This window comes from Nocardia sp. NPDC127526 (genome assembly GCF_042672265.1).
Classification (GTDB): domain Bacteria; phylum Actinomycetota; class Actinomycetes; order Mycobacteriales; family Mycobacteriaceae; genus Nocardia.
On sequence record NZ_JBHXVO010000001.1, the window covers coordinates 689,326 to 711,760 of the forward strand.

Genomic DNA, 22,435 nt, shown 5'->3' on the forward strand with positions numbered 1-22,435 from the left:
CGCGGGGCGTCATCTGGATCATCGCTCCCTTGCGATCCCACGGCTTTCCATCTCACGGGCCCGGGTCCGGGTAAGTTCCGCCTCCGTAACTCGGGCGCGGACGGCCTCGGCGGCTGATTGCGCCTGGCCCAGTTCCAATGTCAGACGCACCGCGATCAACTCGGGGGAGAGTCCTCGTCGAGCAAGGTCGGCGGCGAGTTCTCGTTGGCGTTCGAGGGTGGAGTTCCGCGGCGTCTGCGGCTGAGTCCGTGACTCGTCAGGGCGTGGGTCCAGGCCGCGGCCGTCTTGCCCCCGAGCGTCGAGACCTCGGGTATCAACGGCGCGCGCGGCGATCTCGCGTGGGTCGAGTGCGCGGTTGGGTTGCTGCCGATCGAGCTCTCTGGCATACGGTTCCAAGGCCTTGCCGAGCGTCTCCGCGCGCTCGGTGTTGAGCATCCCCATCACCATGTGCTCATGCTCGCGTGCGAGGCCGAGTTGTTCGAGGGCGCGGGCGTCATTCTTCCGTTCGCGCTCTATTTCCTGCACGATCTCGGCGTAGCCCGACCGCACGGTTTCCAGGTTGGGAGTCTGCCCCTGCGCGACGATTCCCTCCATCACTCGTGCATGTTCGAGAGCGCGCTGTATGAACTGCTCGCGTTCCCTCGTGTCCTGTCCGCGCGCTTCGATGACCCTTGCCGTCGCCTGGCGCGAGACTTCCGCGGTGAGCGCTTCTCTCGCCTTGGTCAGCGGCTCCGCGTGCCGGGTATCGAGCGCCCGGGTGACCATTTCCGCGTGTTCGCGCGCCAGGCCCAGTGAGTCGATGACCCGGCCATCCCTTTCACGGTCCTTCGCGATCTGCTTGGTGACTTCCGTGTACTCGGACTGCACCCGAGCCAGCTCCAGATCCTTACCCTGCGCACGGGCGAGCTCGAGTTCGCGCACGCGCTCCTGAGCCTTCTCGATTACCCGTTCGCGTTCCTTCGCGATCGGCTCGCGGGCCTCGAGCACCCTGGCTTCCGCTTGCCGCACGATTTCTCGGCTGAAGACGTCGCTGGCCCGATTGAACGTGCGATCGCGTTCCGCCTCGAGCACGTCTCGGGCCAGTTGGGCGTGGTCGGGGTGCAGACCCAAGGCCTCGAGCGCATGTGCTTCCTGGGCCCGTTCGAACGCGATCGCACCTTGCACGCGTTCGTAGTCCCGTTGCAGCTGCGCCAGATCCACGTCCTTGCCCTTGGCGAGGGCGCCCTCCAGTTCCTGAACCCGGCCCAGGGTGTAGCCGATGAACAGCTCCCGCCCGGCCCGATCCTGAATCCGGTACTCACGCGCGATATCAGCCGCTTCGCGAACCAGATCCCGAGTGGCCGCGTCCAGATAGGCCGTCGCGGCACGGTGGCTGTCGAGAATCTCCGGACCGAGAATCTCTTTGGCCAGCGACGGGTTGATGTCGGGGTTCGAAGCGTGTAGTAGTTCCGCTCCCCGCTCCAGCTCCAGGCTCTTCAGCTTCGCAAGGTTCTCGGCCGCTGCGGATAGCTCTCGACTCCGTTCTTCGAGAGAGAGCTCTTGCGCGTCCGGGCTCTGGAGTAGTTCAATTGACGCGTTGAGCTTTGCCTGCAAATCCGCCATGTCGGCAGCAGGCGTGTGGCCTTCTCGATACTGTTCAATTGCTCGGTCGAGTAGTTCCCGGCCGCGTTCGTCCAAGCCTTCGCGTATTCTCTCGCGCGTCTCGTCAATCTCGCGAACCAGGTTCTGTTCCAAGGCGAGGGCAACTTCTTGCACCGTGGCGGGCGGCCTCACGAAACCGGCTAGATCGAGGATCGGCACTCGTAGCCCGTCGCGATCCTGACTGTAGTGGCTGATCGTGATGTCGCCATTGATCGAGGCGTGGGCCAGCACGTACTCATCGTGCAGCTTGCCTTCGCTGTGCGCCTGGAGTATTTCATCGCGAACCTTGATGAGATCTTTTCCTTCGGTGCTTTCCGGATCGATGCCACGCTCGATCATTCTTTCCGGAAGCTCACGCAGGATTCGTTTGAGATTCTCATCCATTGCCGCAGTGCGAACCTTGTACTCCGGCGTCATCTGTTGCACTTGACCGTGCTCGGAAGTGCTAGCGGATCCCTTTTCGGAACCTACGCCCTTGCATTCGATCAGCAATATGAGAGTTCGGCCGCCGGTCACTTCCGACGCCGGTACGGCAACGATGATATCGAAAGTCCCGGATCCATCGAACGTGGGCTTGCCATCGATCTCGCCAGTGTAGGGAGATAGCACCACGGCGCCCGGCCACTTGGTCGGATCGGTGCCCCAGTCACGCCCACCGTGCTCGGCCATCACTTTGGACAGATCGACCAGCTCTGGCCCGAGCTCGTTGTATCGGATCGCGCCTTCTTGCAATAGATCAAGCTTCGCATATAGCTCGTCGGCCGTTTTTTGATCTATCAGGTTCTTGCTGAGGTCATCATCGATCCGGGCCTCCAGCTGTCGAATAAGACCATTCAGTTCGCTCTTTTTGAGGTCATGAATGGACTCGATGTGGAACTCTCCCATGAGATCCTTGACAACCTTGCCGACCTCGTTGCGTTCCTCTCCCTTCTCGATCCGCTCCTTTGAGGTCTTGGCAATTTCTTCGGCAGTTTTCTCATTCCAGACGGTGTGAGGCTCGGACCTCTCATGTTGGGCTTTTACGTCGACCTTGTCGTTGGTCTTCGGATCCGGCGCCAAACCCTCTTCGCCGCGAAGCTGGTACCGATCCTTTCCCATCCATTGCTGCCACGTGCCGACGGTGTCGCCATCCTTGTGTAGATGGTGCCTGTTCGGGTGACCTATTTCCTTGCGCTCATCGGCCTCGTAGTCGCGCCAACTGTTGGGCGGGTCTCCTTCCATATGGAGACGCCCATCCTCACCCCGGAACAGACTTTCATTCGGCGGTTCGCGATGGTCTACTTCCGGGACCAATGGTTCCAGCGGATTCCGATAGGCTTCCTGCGTCGTCTCGGGAACTACACGATTATCGATATGATCCCGGTCTGCCCGATGGTTCGGAGGCGGATCGATCTGCCGCTGTACCTCGGCGAATTTCCTGGCGCTGTCGGGATCATCCGATCTGGGCACTTCGGGCCGACTCGGCGGCTCGTACTTCCCCGGGTCGGCGGGCTTGACCAGATCGGGATCCCGTGCGTCGGCTTCACGCGCGGCCGCACGCATGTCCTGATACCAATCACTCCTGGGATTCTGAATCGGTTGATCACCGCGGTACGGCTTGCCGTCCGGTCCTCGCGTCTTGCCGAGGGTGTCCCAATCGTCCTGGTTGCGGGCGTCGGTTGGCAGTGGGCCATCGGGCTGGACGTCTGGCATCCAGGTGGCGGGTTGGGGTGTGGTGCCGTCCTTTTGGGTGGGCTGGAAGATGCGCCAAGGCGTGTCGTTGTTGACGGTGGCCTCGGAATTGGGGGCATTGCGGACGCCGACAATATCGGTGGGGGCGAGAACCGCGGTGTTGAAGGCATCGGCGATTTGCTGGGCCCAGCCGATGTCGCTGCCGGAGTGGCAGGAGATGAGGCGTATTGGGGTACCGGGTTTGTAGTCGGGGTTGTTGCGGACGGCCTCGATGACCTGTTCGACGGTGAGGGGGTTGCCGTTGGAGTCGATCGGCCGCCCGTACTGGTCGGTGTGAAGGATGACGTCGTGGGCGCCTTCGTTGCGCAGGTTCTGGTAGACGCGGTCGATATCGGGACCGGTGCCGATGGCGGTGCGGTCGGCGCCGTGCCGGACCTGGGGCAGGGGTGGGGCGTCCTGGTCCGGGGAGGCGGAGCCCTGGTCCTGAGTTTCGTTGTTCTGCTCAGGATTTGAAGTTTCGGGCGCAAGGCTCTCCTCGACCGGAGTGGTGTACCGGTCGACGAGATTGCTGCTGTCCGGAGGGAAGCCGGTGTACCTGCCACTGTGGTTGGGCGCATCGCCCATGGTGTGATTGCAGTTCGCGCAGTACGGAGTGGCGACCGGCCCGTTCTTGACGAACGGCTTGTAGGTCTGTGAATACAGCTCCGCGAGCGCCTCCGGTCCGGTGGGAAGCAAGTCCGTGCGCCCCTCGGTTAGTCGGCGCTCGTTCTCGCGCTCCCGGGCCCACAATGCTTCATTGGCGGCTTTGACCTCTGCGTGCCCGTATGGGTCGTCGAAGTGCGGATGTGGCCGTGTGGCATTGGGATTGTCCGGATCCTCCGGATCGCCGAATCGATTCAGGTCCGGGTACCCGCCGGCCCTCTCCATAGCGTCGATGTTCTGTTGCAGCGTCGGATGTATGGACTCTTCGTCGAGGGCGTTCCTGCCGTCGCCGTTGGTGCCTTCATAGGCAATCCCGGTGCGCCGGTCGAGCACAACCGCTGACACTTCACCGTGCCACCGCGGACCAACGTACGAGCCGTCCTGCTGGGCTTTCTTCACGCGCTTTTGCGTTTTGCGCGGATCCTCACCGGGTTGTTGCGAAAACTCTTTGTTCGCGGCGCGGAATTGGTTCGCGCGGTCCAACGCCATTGTGTCGACGTGCTCTTCGACCGGGCGACCATTGATCTCGGTGATCAGCTCGTTCTCGACCTTGACCTCACCCGGATGCTCGTTCAGATCCGCGATCGGCTTGGCGTCGTTGGTCAGCGGCGCCGTGGTGTGGTCATGGGTCAGCTGTTTGGCCGGTTGGTCGGTGGTGTCGCTGTCGACGGGACCGTCTTCCGTTGTCCCGTCTTGATTGCCGGTGTCGCTGTTCGGAGGGTTTACTCCGTCGGGGGTTCTTTCCCGGCCGCCTTGTACGCCGCGATCTCCGCTGGGAACGGTGCCAGCTTCCGGCCGAGCACCTTCTCCGTCTCGTGGCGTTGCCGGGTCATTCGCTCGGGCGAGACTTTGATCCGGCGCATCTGTAGCGGATCGTCGCTCAGCGCGCTCATCTACTGCTCCTTCGTTGATGGCGGGGGCCGCGACGACGGCCTGAATCCGCCACACGCCCTGTTCAGTATCGTAGTGAACGTTGAAAACCTGCAGCTCGAGCCCATCGGCCAGCAGCAGTTCGCGTTCCTTCATCACCATGTCGGACTCGGTGATGGCCTCGTCGAACGCGATCGCCGGCGTGCCCTCCGGGACGATGATGTCCAGGATGACGGGGTCCTGCCGCTTGAACAGATACGGCGGATCCTTGAAACCGGCGGTCGACATGAAGGCCGGTTCGGTCAGCCATTCACCGATCAGGCTTTCGTCGATTTCGGCGGAGGTGGTGAATCCGAGGTCAGTCGCTTCGGTCGAACGGCTGACGCGGTAGGTCGTATTCAGCGAAACCTTGCTCAGCGCGGATCGCAATAGTTCGATGCGTTCGGCAATATCCTCGGTCATCGGGCCTTTGCCGCGCAGTGCGTCGTTGACCGCCTTGTAGCCGCCGACCGCGTAACTGCGCAGCTCGGCGAACTCTGCCGGCGTCAGCGCGGTCAGGTCTTGCCGGACGGTCCACGGGTGTGGGAAGTTCAGGTCATCGAGAGGATTCGCGGGTGCGTGGTCGACAGTCGAGTCGTTCTCGCTTCCGATGACCTCGTCGACACTGTCGTTGGTGGTGCCGGCCTGGTCGGTCGAGGGCTGTCCGGCGGCGTTCTGATCCGATGACGGAGATCCAGGAGTTTCGCTGTTCGGGGGTGCGGGGTCGCCCTCTGGCGTGTTGGCGTCGGGCTCGGGGGTGCCGAACGCGGTGGGGTCTTGGTTGGTGTTGGTGTTGGCAAGGAGGTCGTGCTGGTATTTCGCGAGATACTCGGCGAGGGCCGGGTCGTGTTGGGCGAGCAGCTGCCACGGGGTTTGGTTCGCGGCGGGGTTCGATAGACCGAGGCTGTTGAGGTGGGCGCCGAGTTGCGTTTGCAGATAGGGAATCTCGTGCGCCCGGGTGGGGGTGTGGAAGGCCTTCGCGAGCTCGGTGATAACGGTTCGCATCTGTTCGAACCGGCTGCGCAGACTCGGTGTCAGCGTGGGGGGCTGAGCCGGGATCTGGGGCTGATGCTGTTGCGGTGCGGGTGTATTCGGCTGTGCCGCGAGCGGGCGCAAGGGCTTGCCGTCGGGGGTGAGGAACACGGCCTGGGTGGCGCCGACTCCGTCCGGGCGGAATCGCGGGGGCCAGCCGTGGACCTCGCCGGTTTGCGGATCGACGAACAGCACCTTGCCGTTGTGGTTCACGGCCACGTAGGCGTGCCCGCCGACGCGCTTGCCGTTGGCGTCGACCCAGTCGGTGAGGACCATGGCGGCGGAGCCGGGGCCCAGGTGTAGCAGCTGATCCTTGATTCTCTGGAAAGTGGTGGGCTCCCGGGTTCCTCCGGTGAGGTTGTCGACGGCTTGCGGGCCGAGGCCCTGTGGCTTCGATGGATCGTTCAGCGCCGGGGCCTCGGTGGGTCGGCCGAACCAGGTGCGCAGGAAGGAGTCCGAGCACAGGACGCAGTTGATATTGCGGCCCGCGAACATGACACCCGGGCCGTTGATGAGGCGAACCCACTTCTTGAGGTTCTTCCGGGCAGTATCGACATTGTGAATGTTCTTGCCTGGCCAGCCATTCGGCTTGGGTGGCTTGCCGGGCGCCTGCTGCGGTGGATGATGAGTCGTCTGCTGGTTGACCGGCGGCTGATGCGCTGGGGCCGGCTGATTCGCCTGCGGATTGACCGGGGATTGGTGTGCCGGGGTCGGCTGATTCGGATGGGGGGCGGATTGTGTGGGTGCCGCCGGGTTGGCCGGTGCTGAGCTGACCGGTGCCGTGTTGTCCGGATGCGATGGTGTGTGCGTGGTCGGCTGTTGCTGAGCGGGCAGCGGCTGGCCCTGCTGGGGCGGGGTGGTCCGGGTGGGTGCGGTATCCGGTGTGGCCCAGGGCGACTCGAAAAGCTTTTGCGGTGCGGTCGGATCCGTTGGCAGGGACGGATTGACGGGATTCTGTTCGGTCGTCGGTTGCTGTGCCTGCTGGTTCTGCGGCAGGTGGGCGGTCGTCGGGGAGTGGCCGGAGGGATTCCCGGGGGTTGCGGGATCCCTCGGAACCCGTTGTGCCGGGTCGATTCCGGTGGGCGGGCGCGATACGGATGCTGGGTCATCCGTATTCGGCAACACATCGCCCTCGGGATGTGTTGTGGGGCCCGTGTTCTCGGGTGTACGCGCGGACTGTTCGGGATTGTGGGTGTAGTGGAAGGTCGGATTGTCGGCGTAGGCGAACCGGGGGTTGACGATGGGGTCACCGATGCGGGTGTCCAGGATTTCGCCGCTGGGGGAGACGATCACCTCACGAGGCCAGATCCGGTAGATCTGGTCGCTGCGGACGCCGCCGGGAAGGAGGACCTCGGCCTCGGTGTGGCCGTGCGCCCACATCATGGGGTTGTGGGCGCGTGCATCGTTGATCGTGGCGTCTACGTCGATGCCGTGCGGGGTATAGAGCTCGTGCACATAGCGGGTCTGTACGAAGTTGCCGTCCGGCAATCTGCGCAAGCTGTTCGTCTGCATCTCGGTGCGCAGATGACCGAGTTCGCGAACGGTTGCGTGCTCGGGGCTCTTCGAGGTCGAGACGAATCCGGAGTCGGTGGTCTGCCCGGTGTGCGCCGCGATATTGAAATGCTTCGGGTTTCGAGGCTGGAAACCGGTTTCGAAGATTTCCGGACCGCGAGAATCCAGGCGGAACAACGCATTGTCCGGCCGCAGGAACGCGCTGGCCTCCGAGCGATCGCGCCACACGACGTCGTACTCGTCATCCGGATAGCTGAGATCGATCTGCTTTGGATCCACCGGCACCGTGGCGCGGTTGAGCGCACCATCGGGCATCTCGCGGGTGAGGTGCCCGGGCAATTCCTCGTCGGGACAACCGGGCTCGAACTGGTCCGGATTGAGGCTGTCGAAGCGTTGACCGTGCGCACCGATCTTTTGCCGAAGCAAGGTGTCGAGATACGACCGGTCGACACGGGTGGCCGGACCGACGTGGTCGGGAGTGACGACATGCACCCCGGTGTCGTCGACAGTCAGACGGGCGGCCTTGATGTCGGCCATGACATCGGCGACTGACCGATTGTTCGTGTGGGCATACTCGTCCACCAGATTCTGCTGGTGTGGCGTGAGTTGCGGTGATCGCGGCTCGTGCGGCAGCGACTGCTGCTCCGCTGGTATCCGCGCGGGCGGCGCGTCGTTGTCGGGCGGTGCGGTGCGGGTATCCGCGTTGTGGGTATCGGCGGTGCGGGCATCCGAATCCACGTTTGACCGGCCGAGCAACGCATCGATAATGCGGCGCGCGAGGCTCCGCCGCGGGGTGGGCTCCGACGGTCCGTTGTCGAGCCACGGCGGTACCAGCGGGTCCTGCGACCCATACGTCTGGTCGGCCGGCACCAGGTCGAGCTCGGATTGATCGATCCTGGTTGGCGTTTGGGGATCATCAACATGCGGGGCAGGGCTGGCATTCGACGGACTTCCGGCGGTATCCACGTCGGATGTCGTTGCGCTGCTTTGTGTTGGCGCCGTGGGCTTCCCGGCGTTCGTCGGGCCCTGTTCCGTTCCCATGCGAGAGCCCGGTGGCGCCGATGGACCCGTTGGCGGTCTGGTCCGGTTCGAGGTTTGGGTTCGCGAGTCCGGGGACGAGTTGGCGCCGACCGGCATGACCGGCACCACGGCCGCCACCGGATCGGTTGCCGAGTTCGACTTGCTCTCTTGCTGTTTGGCGTCGGGCACCTCGACACCGGTCCGCGTCGCCTGCATCGGGGCGGTCGTGTTTCCCGGATCCACACCGGGTTCGCCGACGGCAGCGCGCGCCGCGGAAATCTGCGGCCCCGGCGAGGACGGGAGTCCGGCGACAGGGCGCGGTGCGGTGCCGTCGAGCTGTGTCGCTCGGGCAGGACCGACTTTGGGGTCGCTCGGAGTGCTGGCCCGGGTCTCACCCGCGGTCGATGAGTTGGAAGCCGTCGATGAGCTGGCGGCCGTCGACGTATTGGCGACGTTGGTTGTGGAACTGCTCGTCGGCAACGTGGTGGAAGTGTTCGGTGCCGACGTGGCGGTGGTCGTGTTGGCGGATGGTGAGCCGGCCCCGGATACGTTGGGCGCGGACTGCGCCACTCCACCGGATTGAGTTCCGCCAGTGGTCGCCGTATTGCTCTGCGCCGCCTGTGAGGTGTTGGCCGACTCCGTGAGATTCGTATTCGTCTCGGAGTTCGCAACCTTCGGCTGATTGGAGGTGTCTCTGCCGTTGGGCGCGGATTCATCTGTCGTCGACGGTGATTCGCCAGCTCTTTGCTCCGAATCGGTGGGCTTGTCCGATGGGGAGTTCGGATCCCCCGCACGCGGCTCCGACGACTGTTCACCGTTCCGCGAGCCGACGTCGGAGTCGTTCGGCGACGTGGATTCATTGCCGTTGGTCGGTGCGGTCGCATCGGTATTGCCACCGGTGGTGGTATCGGTCCCGGTGTTCGTATCGCCGCCGGTTCCGGTATCGCTGTCGGTCGTTCCCGCGGGGCTCGGCTGAGCGCCGTTGGTCTGCTGGTTGCCCGCGGGATCGGTGCCCGAGTTCGGATTGTCGGTGGATCCGTCCGGCGAAGCATTTCCCGGTGCGCCGGAATCACCGTCACCGGGCGTGCCCGTCGTACTGGTGCCGGTGGGGTCAGGCATACCACCGGGGTTTCCATTCAGATCCGACATGCCCTTGGCGCCGTAGATGGCGCTGGGCCCGGCGCCGGACAGCGCGCCACCGGTCAGCGATCGCGGATCGAACTCCCAGTTGCCGGTGAGGACACCACTTCCCAGCCAGGCGGCCCCAGCGCCCGCCGCACCCGCCGTCGCACCGGTGATAGCGCCATTGGTGATGCCCTTCAAACGGCCCGCGGTGGTCGGGAGCAGATTGCCCACACCGAGGCCGGTGCCACCGCCTACGCCGCCGGCGAAGGCGGAAATGGCGGCATTGGTCCCGACCGCCTTCCAGTCGTAGGAGTCGATATGACCCTGCGACTTCTGGATGGTCTGGACGAGCAGCTCCTGCGAGGTGCCCTGAAAGGTCTCGACGACCGCTTCCTGGGTGATCTCGTAGACGAGCTTGGTGACGATCTTCTTCAGGACTGGGTCGGTGATGAACTTGCCGACAACGCCGCCGATCCGAAGAGCCAGCTTCTCGCCGAGCTTCTTGAACAGGATGCGACCAGCGGCGAGAACGCCCGCTTCCGCCGCCGGTGCGGCCGGGCCGGAGGCTGCGGCCCACGCCATCTCCGCGACCAGCCAGGCGCCGGCGATATAGAAGTTGAGCTTGGCGGATTGGAGTTGGTCGCCCATACCGTCCGCAGCCTTGGCCAGGGAACGATAGTTGTCGGCGAAATCGGCCAGCGAGCCGTTCTTGCCGTCGCCGTTGCCATCTCGCAGCGGAACCAGCCAGGACAGAATGCCCTCGCCGCCCGCACCCTCCGGCAGTGCGTCACTGACGCCATTGATCAGCGTGCCCAGATCGTCGATCAGGTTGTCGACTCGTTTGGCAACGGTTTCGAGGTCGCGGCCCATCTGCCACATCAGATCCTCGTTGCCGTGCGGCCAATCGGATCCCACGACCCATTCCAGCCACTCCAGCCAGGACGGAAACTCAAGCGCCACAGCAGACCTCAGCCGTCAGATCTCAGCTGCCGTTGGCTTGGGCGTATACGTTGCGAATGTTCTTGATGAGAGTCATCAACATCATCAGATTGGGGATCTCTCGCGTGAAGATCATGGGGATGAAGTCCCGGCCCGCGGAAATGTTGAGTGCGCCGTCGTAGATTCTGACATCCGTGACATCTGCCCAGCGGATCGACTTGTTGTGGGCCTGAACCGATTCCAGACTGATCTCGAGCTTGTGGAAGTCGAGCGTCTCGCCGCGACGGAGCCGTACCCATGCTCCCTGCGCCTGAGTGCGGGTGATTCCCGCCTCGATCTCGGGCCCCCAAACACCCTCGAATAGAAAATGCGCACCTCGGTGTGCCTCGGTAACCTTCGCGCCATCGACGTAGGGCCGGACCACACCTGGTGTTCCGCGACCGATGGTCACGGCGTGGCGTTCAGGACCGACAAGGGTGTAGTAGGCGTCGGTGAGCGCGCCATTCATGGTCCGCTGATAAGACCACGTGGTCGTGAAATCCCAGACGAACGCCATCGGCGGATGATCCGAATCGGTGACGACGAGGCCGTGCTCGTACAAGTAGAGCCGAGAGTCGTTGGAACGCACCGCGATCATCCAGCGCTGCTTCGGCCGGAACGCCTCACGCAGCTTGCCGAGTCCACGGCTGGTCGCCATCTGCGCGATCGCGTCCGGCACTGCTTCGTGGACCTGTAGCATCCGGTCGGATTCAGGCAACGGATTCTCCCCTCGACGCGCATTGTGCGCGCGCCGCTCTCATTCCTCGACGAATTATCGTGCGGTGGTGTCGATCCCGGTGGAAGTCACCAATCTTTGGCCCTGATCCCCGACCCCTGATCGGACTGCCAATCGTCGTGGTCTACCGCATCAGTGAACTCCGGACCCGGTTCGGCTTCCTGCTCGCGTCGTTCCCGCGAATTAGGCGGCGAGAGAGACGGTTTCGGCAGAGGAACCTGCTCCAGATCGGGCATGTCGTCGAAAAGCTCCGAGAGCTTCGGCATCCTGGCCCGCGTCTCGTTGAGCGGTCGGAAGAACTCCTCGGTCTTCTGCGCCACATCGGCGGCGGCATGCTGGGCCGCCGCCGTAACTGCTGCGGCGATCTCGTCCAGAGTGAGGTCCTCCGCATCCGGAGAGACCTTCGTGGCGATCACGACATTGTCGGCGTTCACCGTCACGCTGATCAGCCCGTTTGCCGCGCTACCGCTTCCGGTCAGCTGTGCCCGCTTCCGGGTTGTCTCCGCCAGTGCGCGAATCTGTTCGGTGAAGCCTTCGACATACGAGTCGGCCTCGCCCCTGCTGCGTTCCCAAGCCATTCGGAGCTCCCGATCACTTGAACTTGTCGGTGTTGCCCCGCTCCATGGCTTCGAGACGCTCCGCGCTCGTGGTCAATCCGTCGACAAGATTGCCGAACGACCCGGCCATCTTGCCGGTGCCGTCGACCATATTGGTGCCGCCGGTGTGGAATCCGTTGCCGCCATCGGCGAACTTGCTTCCGAACTCGTCATCCCCCCACGCGGTAGCGCCGACGGAGATCGCAGCCCGAGCGGCATCCGCAATAGCCAGCAACTCATCCCGGATGGTATCCGCGACAGTTGCGGTCGCCCGCACCTGCGATGCTTCGCCCTGCAGCTTTTCAGCCATGACAGTCCCCTCCCGAGTTGACCTGCCGATCCCTGCGCCCCGCGCACAAGTGAGATCGACTCTGCCACAACCCCGCAGGCGGTACAACCGGAGGCGGGGGCCAGCAACTTTCCAGCATGGATCCGAATTGAGATCGGCTTCCATCACCTCGTACGTTCCGAGACCAGAGTGGGCCCGAGTGGTTCGGTCGGTGCGTGCGCACTAGGGTCTGGTTCGAGCCGGATCGAAAGGGGGACCTGTGCACCAGTCCTATGGCCAGCCTTCACCGCAGCCGCCACCGCTGGGGCAGAGTGCACCGATCGAGTGCTCCTATCCGGCGGATGCCGGCACGGCGCTGAGACTGAGTCGGGCCGCGGAGTTGGCGCGATGGCGGTCGCCGAAAACCTGGGCGTCTCTTGCCGCGTTTCCGCTGATCGTGGTGGTGCCCCGCATCATCCAGACAATCACCCGTTCGAGCCTGTCGAATCCGGGATTGTCGGGAATCATCGGCTCGTACTTCGCTGTGTTCGCATTCGCGCTGATCGTTGGCGCGCTTGTTACCGCAGTGCGCTTGATGAGACCGAACCCGCAGGTGACCGAGTACGCCGCCGCGGGAATTCGGATGCGGGTGCGTTACGACCTGCACTCGATGGAAGTGGCATTGGCGACCGGAACGACTACGGTCATCTACCATCAGATCGAGGACCTGGCAGTCATCGGCGGTGCGGTATTCATCCGGCCGCGCACCGGTTCCGGGTTCGCGTTGCCCCGCGAGCTTGTGCCCGCACCGGCTCTCGCACTGATTCGTGATGGTCGACGACCTGGCCGCGGGCCGACAGGTAACCCGGAGGTGGGCGGGACGCACGGCGCACCACCGACACCGAATCCCTTCGCAGGACCGCATCCCCACGATAATTCGTTCGAAAGCGCAAACCAGGTGCCGGAGGGAAAGGTTTCGTTCGTACCGCGGGAGCGCGGCGGCTGGCAAAGGCAATTTCGCGCATGGCTGTGGCCTGCTACAGCCGTCGTCATCACTTCTGTGGTGGGAGCCGGAGCTCTGATCGGTCTTCGATCGGCTGATCGCGTGGACACCGACGGGTATCTCGGAACGACTCCCGATACGCGCGGTTACGGGGTTGTCGACAATCTTTGCGCGACTCTCGATTTCGCGGCGATGGCCTCGGCAGGATTCAAGGCGCAAGACAATGGCCCGAAAGCGTCGGCCTACACCGTGAATCGGCATCCTGCTCTGGACACGGCCGATTGCCTCCAGGAGTTCGTTAAGGCTGAGAATCAGGCACGGGGACGCCTGACCATCAGTGTGTACGTGCACAAACAGTCCAATCCGATTCCTGCGTTTCGGGCTGGACTCGAAACTGCGGGGCAGCAACCGGCGCTGGGTGGTTCTACGCCGGAGATCGAAGAGGTCGCCGGCCTTGGTGACATCGCCTACCTCGTGTACGAGGCCAAAGGACTGAAGACGACACTGCGGGTACGAGATGGCTGGTTTGTATACGACGCGTCCTGGCAGGCCTGGGGCACCGCCGGCCCGGGCGGCCTTTCTCGCAACGACCAGCGCAAGGTGTTGACGGACATCGCGACCGAAGCCTTGCCGAGGTTGCGGCAGTGACCGAAGGAAACAACGTGTTTGAGCATTACGTGTCTGGCTCGCCTCCCCCGGAACCCCGCCGATGGTTGTGGACTGTGGGTGCGGTGATCCTGACTGCCGCCGTGTGGGCGGGTGTCTTGGTCGCGGTTGGCCGCCCTGACGGTGCGATCGTCGTCACTCCTGTCGATAGCCCGAGCCCCGTCGCCGATCTGCGTGGATATCATGCTGTCGCCGATTTGTGTGCGAATGCGGATCTCCTGCCTGTTACTGCGTTCGGGTTCGCCGTGTCGAACCGCGCGGCCAAGAACCCCAAGGCGTTCACATCGAATCACCCCGTTGTGGACACGATGGAGTGCCGGATTCTGCTCGAGTGGCCGACCCAGCAGCCGGGGAGCCTTACCAATACACAACTCGATATCGTCGCCCGCCTTCATAAGCAGGTGAACCCGGCTGCGGAGTTCTCGACCGCCTACCGGTCGACAACCGAAGGGCAGTTCGGCCTCGCCATACCCCAACAGGTTCCGACCAGGGTGGCAGGTATGGGTGAGGACGCATATCAACTGGTCCAGTCAACCACAAACCCTGATCGGGAAACCTCTGTGCAACTGTGGATTCGGGACGGCTGGATGGTGTACGGCGTGACCTGGCATCAGGCGGTGGACGCCGTCGACACGACCGTACCGGTCCTCGATGCAACGAATGCGCTGGCTATGCTGCGGAAGTTGACCGAGGGTACGTTGCCGAGGCTCCGGGTCTGACAGCATTACGCTGGGCTTGCATTGGCGCACAACGTGGTAGGTGCGGCAGGATGATGGCAGCTTTGTGTCTCGAACGGGGAGGGTTACCAATGGCAGAGACGCCGCCGCCGTCCATGACGGATCTGCTGACGGCAGCTACGCAAGACACGTTGACGTTCAATCCGGCGCTTGCCAAGAACGCGATGGATATATGCAGTGGCATGATCGGGTACCTGCTTGCCATCGGGGAACAGCTGGACCGGACCAAGGAGAACACCAAAGACTTCGCCGGACCGCTCGACCCTTTCGCATCGGGGCACAAGTGGGCGGCAGGGTTCGGGCAGCTCGCTGACCAAGCGAACGGAATCCTCGATGCGAATGTCAAGACGGTCCAGGCCATGGCGGATCTTTTTCGAGAGGCCGCAAAGACCTTTCAGAATGCCGAGGACGAAAGTGTCCGGGCATTCACCAGCCTGAAAATGACCACGCAGGCGAGTCCCGACGTGAGCATGACTCAAAATGATTACGCAGTGATATTCCAGAAGTATCAGCCGCGCCCGGCCGGTGATGTTGAGCAATACAGGCAAATGGTCAAAGACCCCGGCGCAGTCGGCAATTATTCGATGCCCAAGGACGACAAAGCGCTGTCTCCTGAAAATTCCACCGCCCTGACGTGGGGGCAATTGGTGGCGTTGCGGAACAGTATCAATTCCGACAATGTCTCGCGGCTTGCAGCCGAGTGGGGTTGGATGAAGGGTCGATTGGATTTCGCGCTCGATACGTTCAAGCGGGATATCGTCGATAACACGCTGATGACCAACGGGTGGGTCGGGGTGTCGGCTTCGGCAGCGGCGGCTACGGCGAGCAATTATGTAACCGAAGCGAAAAAATTTGCCGCCAAAATGGGAAAGATAGAAGAAAGTCTGTACAAAGCGGCGAGTTATCTGCAGGCCACAAAGAATGAAATGCCGAGAACAGATCAGCCGCCCCTCATCGAGAAAAATGGCGACAACTACTATTTTACTGAAGATGACAGGGGTAATCCTTCATACGGTTCAACCGAGCAGGAGTGTCTCGAGGGCTTGTTGAAGCTGTACCGAATCGCATTCGATGCGACGTACGTTCAAGGAGTCTTCGACTACAACGCCAATTTGATCAGCTTCGACGTCTTCCCGACGAGTGGTCTTCCCACTCCGGAAGTTCCGTCGAATCCGCAGAACGATGACCCGGGCAGCCCGACTTCGCCGGGCACGACGACCCCTTCGTCGCCGACCACCACCCAGCCGACCACACCTCAGCCGAATGAAGAACAGCCGGCCAATCCGAATCCCACTCAACCTACGACGACTGACGATTCGTTGAAGAATGTGGCGGAACTGGCTTCGACCGTTCTGTCATCAGGGACGGAGGCACTGCAAACTGTCATGCAGGAAGGTGTGACAGGGTTGCAGTCGCTGATCTCGTCGGGTACGACGGCCTTGCAGCAGTTGACGCAGCAGGAGACGACCCAGGATCCGACGACTCCGGGTCTGACCACCACTACAACGACCACCGGGAATCCGTCCGGTCTGACCACTGGTGGTGGCAGCCCATCAGGTCTCGGTTCGGGCAGCCCGACAACTACGACCTCCCCGCAGAAGACGCAGCTGTTTCCCCGCGCCGCGGTTCCGGTGTCGACGGCGTCCGAGGAAACGACCACAACGACGACCTCCCGTGCCGGACTGGCCACGACGTCCGGAACCACCACTGGCGCATCCAGCCCGATGATGGGTTCACCAATGTCCGGTGCCTCGCAGGGGCAGCAGGGCAAGGAGCACAAGCGAGCCGAGTACCTGAAGTCCGGGACCAACCTGAATGAGGTCTTCGAGGAATTGCCCGTTGCGGTTACGCCGGTGGCCGAGAAATGAGCACGTGGCGCTTCGGTGACCTAGAGCTCGTCGTGCTGTGGGAGCAGTTCACCGGTGAAGGCTTGCCCGATCCGTTCATTTTCACCAGCCGCACGCCCCTGCTCTTCGACTACCTTCGTGAGAAGCGCGCGGTGGCGGAACAGTTGCGAGCCAGGCAGGATCCATCGCTGCGGTGGCTCGCAGAAGTCGTTACGCAACCTGACCTGCGGATTACGGTGAGCGGTTTCGATTGCCGCGACCCCGAGAATGCCGAAGGTCGGATCCGGATGATTGCCCTGCGGCGTGCTGATCGGGGGCTTCTCATCAAACAGTTACCCGGCGAGACCTATTTGCACAGTGGCGGATTCGTAGTGAGCGAATGTGATCCACTGCGGCTCGCGGACGAGGTGGCCGCAGCTCTTCCCGAGGTCGAAGCCGGTAAGCAGGCGGAAATCGAGCTGGTCGACCCTCGTCGGAACGCGGTATCGGAAAGCGAAATCGGTCGAACGATCATCGACGATGTCTTCGAAGATTCGGCTGGTCTCCGTTCGAAGAGGTTTCTCATGACGACCCCGGTCCGTATGGGAACCATTCAAATCGGTCAAGGACACTCGAAGTTCGGCCCGCAGGGCATAACCCGGTATGGCTTGGAATGGCGCGATCTCGATGGCGATGGGCGGTACCTGATCGGCGGAGAGCCGCCCTACAGAGCCGTCGCGGTCGACGGCGCCAAATTTACCCGCGCGATCAACGTGCGTGTGGCCGCGGTGATCCGGGCGATCAAAGACGAGCGCGGAATGCTGGGTGTATCCGAGTAGCGAGCCGACGGGCGTTGGGAGGCATGCAGGGCGTCGCCGCTATGTCGGTGGCGCAGAGGGTGCCTCATGTGATAGTCGTACCCCTAGCAAACTGGGAGGGAGTTGTTCATGACCGAGGCGGGGGCGGGGAGCCCTGATGCGGCCGAGGCTGGGTGGGCTTCGGTTACTGCGGCCAATATGAGTGGGTCCATTCGGATTCGGGTTACCGAGCAGGGCATTCCGCTGGCGGTGAAGGTGGATCCGGCTGAGTTGCGGCGGGATCCGGGGCAGTTGGCTGGGGAGTTGCTGCGGCTTTGTCAGAAGACGGCCAATCGGGCTGGGCTGGCGCGCAGGAAGCAGTTGGAGGCCGCTGGGATGAGTGCGGATGCGCTGGCGCGGACCGGGCTGCCCACTGAGGCGGAGGTCGCTCGGCAGGAGATTGTCGAGGAGCAGGACTACGATACTGAGCCGCAGAGCTGGCTTCGGACTGTGTGAGAGGGGCCCCGATGGTTTCGTCGATGGATGAGCTCGAGGAGCGGGTTCGGCGGCAGATGTATCGGTTTCAGGATTTGGCTGAGCAGATGGCGGCCGTTCGGGGGCGGGAGACCTCTGAGGATGGGGCGGTCATGGCGGAGGTCGATGGGAACGGGGCGCTGAAGGATTTGCAGTTCAGCCATGCTGTTTCGCGGATGACGCCGGCCGAGTTCGAGAGGGTGGTCGTGGATACGGCCGCGGCGGCGGCGCGGCGGGCGTTCGAGCGGCGGGCCGAGGTTGTGAACCAGTTCAATCAGGAGATGGCGGAGTAGGGGCGAAGGAAGCGAAGAGTTCACTCAACTTTGACGCTGCGTTTCCGCCTTGCCGTCTGGCACAAAGAAATTCACACTTGTAGTCTTCTACAAGATCGTAGGTTAGGGAGGGACACTGATGGCCGATCATGTGGCGGCGGAGTTTGCGCCGATTCTCACGTATGGGTCCGAGAAGGCGGCGCAGGCCGCGCAGGTGGCGGGGGCTGCGGCCGGGGACGTGGGCGCTTCGCTCGCGGCGGCGGTGCCCATGTTCGGGCTGATCGGGCAGGACTTCCTGGCGGCCTTCGCGATTGCGCAGGGGAACTACCTGCTGTCGTCGGCGGAGATCGCGGCGGTGCATGCGAGCACGGCGACTGCTGCTTACGCCGCGGTGGGGACCTACGGAGCCAATGAAGTGACCTCGGCAGCGAGCTTCCTCGCGAATACGCTGTGACGGACCCTTCGAATCCCACTGTTGTCGAGGCCCTGCGGACAACTGCCGTAGGGCCGATGCTCGATGTCCCGGTCGGCGATGTGCTGAACAATCTGGGATTGCCGCAGCTGCCGCAGCTTTCGGATATCGGGTTGCCGGACCTGTCCGGACTGCAGATGCCGACCCTGCCGACGATCGATCCGACCGTGCTGATTCAGCCGGCCGTGGATCTACTGAACTCGATCGGCACCGGCATTTCGGAGAGCGGGTTCGATCCCACCTCGATTCTGTCGGGGGTGGCCGATGTGCTGACCTCGGTCGTATCGCAGAGCAAGTCGTCGATCAATACGGTGACCAACACCTGGATCGGCGATGCGGCGAATGCGGCAAAGCTGCAGAGCCTTCAGGTCGAAGACGACAGCCTGACGGTCGCCGCGCAGGGTCAGCAGCAGAAGCTGATCATGCTGGACGCCTCGCGCATCGTGGCTCAGGGATATGCCGAAGTCAGTGGCGTCATCGCGCGGTTCATCGCGAATTTGACGGCGGGCATCGCCATGCTGCCGACGCCCGCGGGCATCCCGTGGCTGATCGGCATCGCCACCGACGCCATTGCCGAAGCGGGCATCATCGCGGCCAAGACCCGCGTCGAACTGAGCGGAAAGACCGTGGAGATGATCTCCGCGGGTACGAAGATCATGGTCGCCGGTGCTCCGATCGCCTCCAACGTCGGACAGCTGGTGAACATGGTCAACGCCGCCGCCCAGCCGTTGACCAGCATTGCGCCCACGGTCGCGACGAAGGTGCTGGAGAAGGGCGCCACGGTCGTCTCCTCCGGCTCCGAGGTGGTCAGCGAGGTGGTCACGCAGGGTCAATCGGTGCTGAGCAGCGTGACCAGCAACCTCACCGAGAAGACCAAGACCACCGATGAGGAGAAGACCACCGAGCAAACCAACGACGGCACCGATGACGGCACCGGCGGCACCGGGGACGACGGCTCCGGGACCGATGGCAGCGGCGTGGTCGGCGCGGGTATGCCCACCGGCACCAGCAGTCCGCTGAGCCAGCTCGCGAGCAGTCGCATTCCGACCGAGTCCACCGGCCTCGGAAACGGTTCGCCCACAGGACGATCCGTGTCCAATGTCAACAACCAGGCGACCCGTGCCAGCTCGCCCATGATGTCGCCCATGGGCTCGGCCGCGGGCGCCGCCCGAGCGGGCGACGCGGGCGGCGACGCCGGAGCCGACCGGCCCAACCTGGTGACCAGCGCACACGGTGACGAAGTGGTCGGACTCATCGAAGGTGTGTCTATTCCGGTTGTGGGCGCGGCCGAACCCGTCGATGATCTACCTGACAAAGCGCTCACGCTCTGATCGCTGGGGGAAAGAGAGAGGGATTGCCATGAGCAACAACGAATTCGACGGAGTGCGGTTCGACGCGTCTACCGCGCTGGCGGCGGCTTCGCAGCTCGACGCGCTGGCCGATCGTATGGCCGGCGGCATGGAGGTCGAGCAGGTGAAGCTGAACATCGCACCGGCCGGCGCCGATGAGGTGTCCGTGAGCGCCGCCCAGACGCTGAATGCCGTTGCGGCACAGTTCGCCACGGCCGGTGGCGAGGGTGTGAACGAGGTGCGCCAGCTGGCCGCCGCGCTGCGCGCCCAGGCCGCCAACTTCGGCCAGGTCGAAGAAGAGTCCATGGCCGGCTTCGGCGCGCCCACGGTCTGATCGGACACAGTTGCCGATGGTGCTGGAACCTACGCAACCTGGCTTCACCGGAACGGTCTGGGAAGCCAGGCCACCGGAGCAGCTCGCCAAGGATCTGGTGACGGGGGCGGGCGCCGTGCCCGCCGCCGAAGCCGGACTCGCCTGGGCGCGGCTGAGCGCGGGTTTCGGCGCCGCGGCGGTGGAGTACGAGCGGATTCTCGGAATGCTGGACAGCGCCTGGGAATCCAAGAACAGCGGGCCGTTCATCGAACGCCTGCGCTCGCTGCGGGACTGGATGGCGAATGCGGCCGCTTCCGCGGCGGGCAATGCCGTGCAGGCCGAAACGCATGCCGCCGCCTACGAAATCGCGCGATTGGCGATGCCGGACGCCGAGGACGCCGAGAAACTCCGCCAACTCCGGGAGCTCTTGGAGCAAGTCGGTACGGCGCTCGGCGCGCCCATGCTGGCCAAGGTCGCACTCGCCGAGAACGACGCCGATACGGTGAAAGCCGTTGCGGCGCGGGTGATGCGCACCTACGAGGCGGCCACCGAATCGCTGGCCAAACCGTGGGAGCAGCAGCCACCGCCGAAGATCTCCGAAGGCTTGAAGACCACCACCGAGACGACCGCCTCCACCGAGCAGTCGACGACACCGGGATCGCCGGGCACGATCCCCGGATACTCGATACCGCCCATCAGCATTGCGCCGGTGAAGACGGAATTGCGGGTCAAGGACACCGAAGTCACTACCAAGGCCGAACAGGTTGTGGTGCAACCGGTTACGGTGCAGCAGAGTGGCGGCACCATGCCGATGTCCCCCGCGGCCATGTCACCGGGCACCCAGTCCGACGAGGAACACACCACCCGCGAGGGCCTGTCCCGCGTACCGGCCGGCGATGCCGAACTCGGCCTGGGCGCCGGTATGCAGGTCGCCCCGGCCGTTTTGGGTGGAATGGACCCGAATGCCCAGCGGCCATCGGTGGATATCGCGTTCAATGCAGGTAGTACCGGAACCGAAGCGCCCAAACCGGCCGAACCCGTCGCACGAGGAGAGGAGGCGACAGCATGACCACGCTGACCAACGACAGCGTTATCGCACTCGCCACCCAACTCGGCGTGCAAACCCTGCCGCTGGTGCTATCGGTTGGACCGCAACAGGATTCGCACCACGAATGGCAGCAGGCCCAGGAACGCGCCCGCGCCGAACTACAAGCGGCCCGCATCCTGGACGCCCACGGCGACGCCGATCCCGACACCGCCGCAGCATTGTTCGCCCTGGCCCAGCCGGATCGTGAACTGGCAGCCCGGATCTTCACCGGCGAGGGCACCGTGCGCGTCTGCATCGCCCGCCGCGGTGAGGAAAACGTAGTCGCCACCCGACGCGGCGACAACCTCGATATCCGAACCATCTGGGCCGACGGAAAAGGCGATTCCCTGGCCCGCCCCATTCTCGAAGCCCTGGGCCATTGCGCCCCCGCGGAAGTCGCGAGCTTCAGCGCCCTGTCCTCCGACCTGGCCGAACGCCTCGACTCCGCAACCACATCCGAGGACTACGCGAGCGCCGTCTACAGCCTCGGCGTCGCCGACAACGACGCTCCCGCATACGGTCTCGCGCTATCGTCCACCCATGCTTACGCCGAGGTGGTGGCCTACACCTACACCGACGGCGTGACCGACCGATCGCCCGGAGCCGTGGCGGTGTACGACACCGCGCGGGGCCGCATTGTGGCCGCACCGGCGATCGCCCCGGACCAGCAACTCTGGTCCACCATGACACCGGGCACCGATCACCGGATCGCACAGGCGATTTCGGCACTGATCGAATCATTGCCTGGGGGGAGGTGGCTGTCCTGATCCACAGTGAGCGGGTCGGCTAACCACCCCAAACAAGGCGATGCAGTGCCTGTATCGCCTGGTGATCCAACAAAATCGCAGAGGTAAGAGGGAATACCATGAGCGGCGTAAAGTCAGAACACGATATTGCCACAGCGGCCCAGGGTGAGATGGCCGATGTGGTTGCGACGATCAAGTCCATCCTGAGCAAGGTCACCAGCGCTGTGGATGCCGCCAAGGCCGGCTTCCAGGGTGACGCTGCGGCCGCTTTCCAGGGCGCCGCCAACGCTTGGGACGGCGAAGCCAACCGCCTCAACGGCATTCTCAACGAGTTCGAGTCGCAGGTCGGCACCGGTATCGCCACCTTCAAGAACCTCGACTCCGAGAACGAGTCCGGCTTCAAGACCCTGACCAACCTTTCCTGATCAGATCGCGAATCTGAC

16 protein-coding genes are annotated in these 22,435 nt (G+C 63.7%); 12 read left to right on the forward strand and 4 right to left on the reverse strand.

Annotated features, from left to right (window positions below; all coding sequences use genetic code 11):
• Window positions 1-18: 18 nt before the first annotated feature.
• The 4 genes from ACFVIV_RS02870 to ACFVIV_RS02885 form a co-directional block, all read right to left on the reverse strand.
• Window positions 19-10,572: an ADP-ribosyltransferase gene (locus tag ACFVIV_RS02870; protein WP_379193042.1), complete on the reverse strand. Its 10,554-nt coding sequence runs from the start codon at window positions 10,570-10,572 to the stop codon at window positions 19-21.
• Window positions 10,573-10,594: 22 nt separating this feature from the next.
• Entirely contained in the window at window positions 10,595-11,308 is a 714-nt protein-coding gene (locus ACFVIV_RS02875) for a DUF6585 family protein (RefSeq protein WP_379193043.1), read from the reverse strand.
• Window positions 11,309-11,394: 86 nt separating this feature from the next.
• Window positions 11,395-11,904: a YbaB/EbfC family nucleoid-associated protein gene (locus tag ACFVIV_RS02880; protein WP_379193044.1), complete on the reverse strand. Its 510-nt coding sequence runs from the start codon at window positions 11,902-11,904 to the stop codon at window positions 11,395-11,397.
• Between the two features lie 13 nt (window positions 11,905-11,917).
• On the reverse strand, window positions 11,918-12,232 hold the full coding sequence (locus ACFVIV_RS02885) for a hypothetical protein (RefSeq protein WP_379193045.1): 315 nt from the start codon (window positions 12,230-12,232) through the stop codon (window positions 11,918-11,920).
• A gap of 238 nt (window positions 12,233-12,470) precedes the next feature.
• On the opposite strand from ACFVIV_RS02885, the gene ACFVIV_RS02890 reads away from it, so the two are divergent.
• The 12 genes from ACFVIV_RS02890 to ACFVIV_RS02945 all read left to right on the forward strand — a co-directional run bounded on the left by ACFVIV_RS02890 (window position 12,471) and on the right by ACFVIV_RS02945 (window position 22,417).
• Complete coding sequence (locus ACFVIV_RS02890; RefSeq protein WP_379193046.1) at window positions 12,471-13,841, forward strand: hypothetical protein; 1,371 nt, start codon at window positions 12,471-12,473, stop codon at window positions 13,839-13,841.
• Window positions 13,838-14,578, forward strand: coding sequence for a hypothetical protein (locus ACFVIV_RS02895; protein WP_379193047.1), 741 nt, complete (start codon window positions 13,838-13,840; stop codon window positions 14,576-14,578). The genes ACFVIV_RS02890 and ACFVIV_RS02895 overlap by 4 nt, the downstream gene beginning before the upstream one ends.
• Before the next feature lie 89 nt (window positions 14,579-14,667).
• The gene (locus ACFVIV_RS02900) at window positions 14,668-16,464 is read left to right on the forward strand and encodes a hypothetical protein (protein WP_379193048.1); all 1,797 of its coding nucleotides are present in this window, start codon (window positions 14,668-14,670) and stop codon (window positions 16,462-16,464) included.
• Window positions 16,461-17,261, forward strand: a complete 801-nt coding sequence (locus tag ACFVIV_RS02905) for an ESX secretion-associated protein EspG (protein ID WP_379193049.1) — start codon at window positions 16,461-16,463, stop codon at window positions 17,259-17,261. The genes ACFVIV_RS02900 and ACFVIV_RS02905 overlap by 4 nt, the downstream gene beginning before the upstream one ends.
• A 108-nt stretch (window positions 17,262-17,369) precedes the next feature.
• Complete coding sequence (locus ACFVIV_RS02910; protein ID WP_379193050.1) at window positions 17,370-17,735, forward strand: hypothetical protein; 366 nt, start codon at window positions 17,370-17,372, stop codon at window positions 17,733-17,735.
• Between the two features lie 23 nt (window positions 17,736-17,758).
• On the forward strand, window positions 17,759-18,046 hold the full coding sequence (locus tag ACFVIV_RS02915; protein ID WP_379193051.1) for a YbaB/EbfC family nucleoid-associated protein: 288 nt from the start codon (window positions 17,759-17,761) through the stop codon (window positions 18,044-18,046).
• Window positions 18,047-18,164: 118 nt separating this feature from the next.
• On the forward strand, window positions 18,165-18,479 hold the full coding sequence (locus ACFVIV_RS02920) for a hypothetical protein (protein ID WP_379193052.1): 315 nt from the start codon (window positions 18,165-18,167) through the stop codon (window positions 18,477-18,479).
• A gap of 56 nt (window positions 18,480-18,535) precedes the next feature.
• Entirely contained in the window at window positions 18,536-19,828 is a 1,293-nt protein-coding gene (locus ACFVIV_RS02925; protein ID WP_379193053.1) for a hypothetical protein, read from the forward strand.
• 28 nt (window positions 19,829-19,856) lie between these two features.
• Window positions 19,857-20,180, forward strand: coding sequence for a PE domain-containing protein (locus tag ACFVIV_RS02930; protein ID WP_379193054.1), 324 nt, complete (start codon window positions 19,857-19,859; stop codon window positions 20,178-20,180).
• Window positions 20,181-20,196: 16 nt separating this feature from the next.
• Window positions 20,197-21,228 (forward strand): PPE domain-containing protein, encoded by a 1,032-nt coding sequence (locus ACFVIV_RS02935; protein WP_379193055.1) that lies wholly within the window; start codon window positions 20,197-20,199, stop codon window positions 21,226-21,228.
• Window positions 21,225-22,013 carry an ESX secretion-associated protein EspG gene (locus tag ACFVIV_RS02940; RefSeq protein WP_379193056.1) on the forward strand — a complete coding sequence of 263 codons (789 nt, stop codon included), beginning with the start codon at window positions 21,225-21,227 and terminating at the stop codon, window positions 22,011-22,013. The genes ACFVIV_RS02935 and ACFVIV_RS02940 overlap by 4 nt, the downstream gene beginning before the upstream one ends.
• A gap of 98 nt (window positions 22,014-22,111) precedes the next feature.
• Window positions 22,112-22,417 (forward strand): WXG100 family type VII secretion target, encoded by a 306-nt coding sequence (locus tag ACFVIV_RS02945; RefSeq protein ID WP_379193057.1) that lies wholly within the window; start codon window positions 22,112-22,114, stop codon window positions 22,415-22,417.
• Window positions 22,418-22,435 lie beyond the last annotated feature (18 nt).

Coding starts and splice junctions, on each gene's coding strand:
- ACFVIV_RS02885 (WP_379193045.1), bottom strand. CDS start 12,232: ATGGCTGAAAAGCTGCAGGGCGAAGCATCGCAGGTGCGGGCGACCGCA.
- ACFVIV_RS02905 (WP_379193049.1), top strand. CDS start 16,461: ATGAGCACGTGGCGCTTCGGTGACCTAGAGCTCGTCGTGCTGTGGGAG.
- ACFVIV_RS02920 (WP_379193052.1), top strand. CDS start 18,165: ATGGCCGATCATGTGGCGGCGGAGTTTGCGCCGATTCTCACGTATGGG.
- ACFVIV_RS02925 (WP_379193053.1), top strand. CDS start 18,536: ATGCTCGATGTCCCGGTCGGCGATGTGCTGAACAATCTGGGATTGCCG.
- ACFVIV_RS02945 (WP_379193057.1), top strand. CDS start 22,112: ATGAGCGGCGTAAAGTCAGAACACGATATTGCCACAGCGGCCCAGGGT.
- ACFVIV_RS02880 (WP_379193044.1), bottom strand. CDS start 11,904: ATGGCTTGGGAACGCAGCAGGGGCGAGGCCGACTCGTATGTCGAAGGC.
- ACFVIV_RS02900 (WP_379193048.1), top strand. CDS start 14,668: ATGGCAGAGACGCCGCCGCCGTCCATGACGGATCTGCTGACGGCAGCT.
- ACFVIV_RS02915 (WP_379193051.1), top strand. CDS start 17,759: ATGGATGAGCTCGAGGAGCGGGTTCGGCGGCAGATGTATCGGTTTCAG.
- ACFVIV_RS02910 (WP_379193050.1), top strand. CDS start 17,370: ATGACCGAGGCGGGGGCGGGGAGCCCTGATGCGGCCGAGGCTGGGTGG.
- ACFVIV_RS02940 (WP_379193056.1), top strand. CDS start 21,225: ATGACCACGCTGACCAACGACAGCGTTATCGCACTCGCCACCCAACTC.
- ACFVIV_RS02935 (WP_379193055.1), top strand. CDS start 20,197: ATGGTGCTGGAACCTACGCAACCTGGCTTCACCGGAACGGTCTGGGAA.
- ACFVIV_RS02930 (WP_379193054.1), top strand. CDS start 19,857: ATGAGCAACAACGAATTCGACGGAGTGCGGTTCGACGCGTCTACCGCG.